Raw genomic sequence first — 3,267 nt, 5'->3', positions numbered from 1 at the left:
ATCGCCCAGGGACACGACCGCTGGGTGCGGCAGGACTACGCGACCGTGGCCGCCCACGGCCTCACCACCGTGCGCGACGGGCTGCGCTGGCACCTGATCGAGGGCCAGCGGGACGTCTACGACTGGTCGACCTGGCGGCCGATGCTGAAGGCGGCGCGCGAGGCCGGCGTCCAGGTGATCTGGGACCTCTGGCACTACGGCACGCCCGACTGGCTCGACATCTGGTCGCCGGACTTCGTCGAGCGGATGGCCGCCTTCGCCGAAGCCGCCGCGCGGGTGCGGGCCGAGGAGGACGACCGCGTCCCGGTCTGGTGCCCGCTGAACGAGATCAGCTACTTCGCCTACATGGCCGGGGACCAGGGTGAGTGGGCGCCTTACGCCAAGGCGCGGGGCGGCGAGCTCAAGCGCCAGCTGGTGCGCGCCGCCATCGCCGCGACCGACGCGGTGCGCCGGGTCGATCCGCGCGCCCGGGTGCTTTGGTGCGAACCCTGCGTGCACATTGTGCCCCAGACCCTGCAGCCGCACGACCTGGACGAGGCCCGGATGATGGCCGAGGCGCAGTGGGAGGCCTTCGACATGCTGGCGGGCCGGCGCGATCCGGAGCTGGGCGGCCGCCCCGAGATCCTCGACATCGTCGGGCTGAATTTCTACTCGCACAACCAGTGGACGCCGGCCGGCAATTTCGTGCCGCTGGGCCACCACTCGTGGCGCCCGTTCAGCACCATGCTGACGGACGTGGCCAGCCGCTACGGCCGCCCGCTGATGGTCGCCGAGACCGGCGCCGAGGGCTCGGCCCGCGCCGCCTGGATCCACTACGTCGCCTCAGAGGTCGAGCAGGCGCGCGAGTCCGGCGTGCCGGTGCAGGGGATCTGCCTTTATCCGGTGGCCAACTACCCCGGCTGGAACGATGGCCGCATCTGCCCGACGGGCCTGCTGGGACCCGCCGACGACGAAGGCCGCCGCCCGGTGCACCAGCCGCTGGCCCGCGAACTGCGCCGGCTGGCCGCTGAGGTCGAGGAGCAGCGGCGCCCGAAGGTGCTGCTGGCCGCCGAGTAGGCTTCAGGCGCTCGCTTCGAGGCGGCTGCGGGCAGCCCGGGCGAGCACCACGGCCGCGCCGCATACCGCCAACGCCCCGGCCAGGGCCGCCAGGCCCAGCCGGTAGGACGCCGCCTGGGCCAGCGCGCCGACGCCCATCACCGCCCCGCCGAACACCGCCGAGGAGCCGAGCGCGCGCAGCGAGCCCATGGTCGCCCGCACGGCCGAGGGGCTGGCGTCCTGCATCCGGGCCTCGAGGTTGATCTCCATGGTCTTGAACACCCCGGCCGTGACGATCAGCAGCCAGGCGGTGACCGGCGTCAGAAAGGCCGCGACGAGGCCGAGCAGCGCGGCCTGCGCCAGGAAGCCGTAGCCGAACCAGCCCGGCGGCAGCTTGCGCCAGCGGTGGGCGAAGGCGCTGACGATGAGCTTCATGGCGCTGAGGGCGACCATGTAGAGGGCGATCTGCGAGGCCGAGAGGCCGGCGTCCTGGACGATCACCGGGCCGTAGTCCTGCAGCACCCCGCCCAGGCCGGTGGCCAGCAGCAGCGGGATCATGAACCCCAGCACCGCCCGGTTGCGCAGCGCCTCGGCCACCGCAGCGGCGAAGCCGCCGACGTGCACTTCGGCGAGCTTGGGCGCGCGCGGCAGGATCGCCGCGCAGGTCGCCGCCACCGCTCCGGAGGCGACGCTCGCCCACAGCACCACCGGATAGCCGAACCGGATCGCCCCCGCCGCCCCCAGCGAGGCCGCCAGCACGCCGGCGGCCTGGATCGCGTGCGCTCGCCCGATGACCTTGGCGTACTCGCCTTCGCGGCCGACCGAGCGGAGTTCGTCGTAGACGACAGCCTCGTAGGTCCCCGTCGTGAAGGCGCTCTTCACGCCCCACAGCGCCAGGCCGCCGAGGAATCCCCAGAAGCTCGGAAAGGCCAGCCAGACGACAAACCCGCCGCAGCGGGCCACCTGGGCCAGGCACAGGATCCAGCGCCGGGACCAGTGGTCGGCGGCCACGCCCGCGGGGCCGTGCAGCATGATGGTGACGGCCGACCAAGCGGTCATGATGGTCGACAGCTGCAGCGGCGAGACGCCGTGATCGACGAACATCACCGCGTACAGCGGATAGATCAGCACGAAGGCGTCAAAGAACCTCAGCGCGTAGATCTTCGCGAGGAAGGCGTTCATGTCGGCGGGGCCCTCGGCCGTCGAGGATCTCGCCTAGCACGAGTTGGCCCCCGCCCCGCAAGCGCTTGCCTAACGCCGTTCACCTAAATCAGCTTCCCCTACGGCCCCGCTCGAGAGGGCCTGCAACAGAAGCATGCGCGCCGGCTTCGGCGCGTATGGGAGGGATCGACATGGGTAGGTGGAAGTGGGGCGCTTCGGCGCTCGCGCTGGCGTTGGCGGCTCCGGGACTGGCGGCGGCCCAGAGCGTGGTCGAGGAGCTGATCGTCACCGCCCAGAAGCGGGAGGAGTCCGTCCAGGACGTGCCGATCGCCGTCTCGGCGTTCGGCGAGGAGGCGCTGAAGGCCCGGCGCATCGACGGGGCCCAGAACCTGGTGGAGTCGGTTCCCAACCTGACCTTCACGCGGCGGGCCCTGCGCAACAACTTCCAGATCCGCGGGGTCGGCGCCCAACTGGTCTCGGCGTCCGGCGACGACGGCGTGGGGGTGCACCACAACAACGTGCCGCTGACCACCAACCGCTCGGCCGACGCGGAGTTCTACGATGTGGAGCGGGTGGAGGTGCTGCGCGGGCCGCAGGGCACCCTGTTCGGCCGCAACGCCACCGGCGGGGTGGTCAACGTCATCACCAACAAGCCTACCGACCAGCTGGAAGGGGCGATCACCGTCGACGTGGGCAACTACGAAGCCATGCGGATGAACGGGTTCGTGAACATCCCGCTGGGCGAGATGTTCTCGCTGCGGGTGGCCGGCTTCGGGCTGCAGCGCGAGGGCTACACCAAGAACCTGCTGAACGGGCAGGACATCGACGACAGGCAGATCTGGGCCGGGCGGGTCACCCTGGCGTTCGAGCCCACCGAGACCTTCCGCGGCTTCCTCCTGTGGGACAGCTTCGCCGAGGACGACAGCCGCGGCGCACGCAAGCAGCTGTGCGTGAAGGACCCGGGCCTCAGCACCATCGGCGGCGTCGCCACGGGCGCGGCCCAGGTGGCCTTCACCCGCGGCTGCCTGCCGGCCAGCGTCTACGACCCGAACGCCTTCGGCACGACCAACC

General features: G+C 71.5%; 3 protein-coding genes. 2 read left to right on the top strand and 1 reads right to left on the bottom strand.

Annotated elements, in window-relative coordinates; translation table 11 throughout:
- The coding region (locus VHK87_RS09140) for a hypothetical protein (RefSeq protein ID WP_329634590.1) at positions 1-1,056 on the top strand (1,056 nt) is incomplete at its 5' end.
- A 3-nt stretch (positions 1,057-1,059) separates the two neighbouring features.
- Here the strand turns inward: VHK87_RS09140 and VHK87_RS09135 are convergent.
- Positions 1,060-2,217, bottom strand: coding sequence for an MFS transporter (locus VHK87_RS09135; protein ID WP_329634589.1), 1,158 nt, complete (start codon positions 2,215-2,217; stop codon positions 1,060-1,062).
- A 170-nt stretch (positions 2,218-2,387) separates the two neighbouring features.
- Here VHK87_RS09135 and VHK87_RS09130 point away from each other — a divergent pair.
- Positions 2,388-3,267, top strand: an 880-nt coding sequence (locus VHK87_RS09130) for a TonB-dependent receptor (protein WP_329634588.1), incomplete at its 3' end; no start/stop codon positions are given.

Source organism: Phenylobacterium sp. (assembly GCF_036263695.1).
Lineage (GTDB): Bacteria > Pseudomonadota > Alphaproteobacteria > Caulobacterales > Caulobacteraceae > Phenylobacterium.
Note: the sequence above shows the minus strand (reverse complement) of the source record. Positions and strands in the feature narration are given on the sequence as shown.

What these genes read in the sequence shown, in the direction of transcription:
- VHK87_RS09135 (WP_329634589.1), bottom strand. Translation starts at nt 2,217, where the DNA reads ATGAACGCCTTCCTCGCGAAGATCTACGCGCTGAGGTTCTTTGACGCC.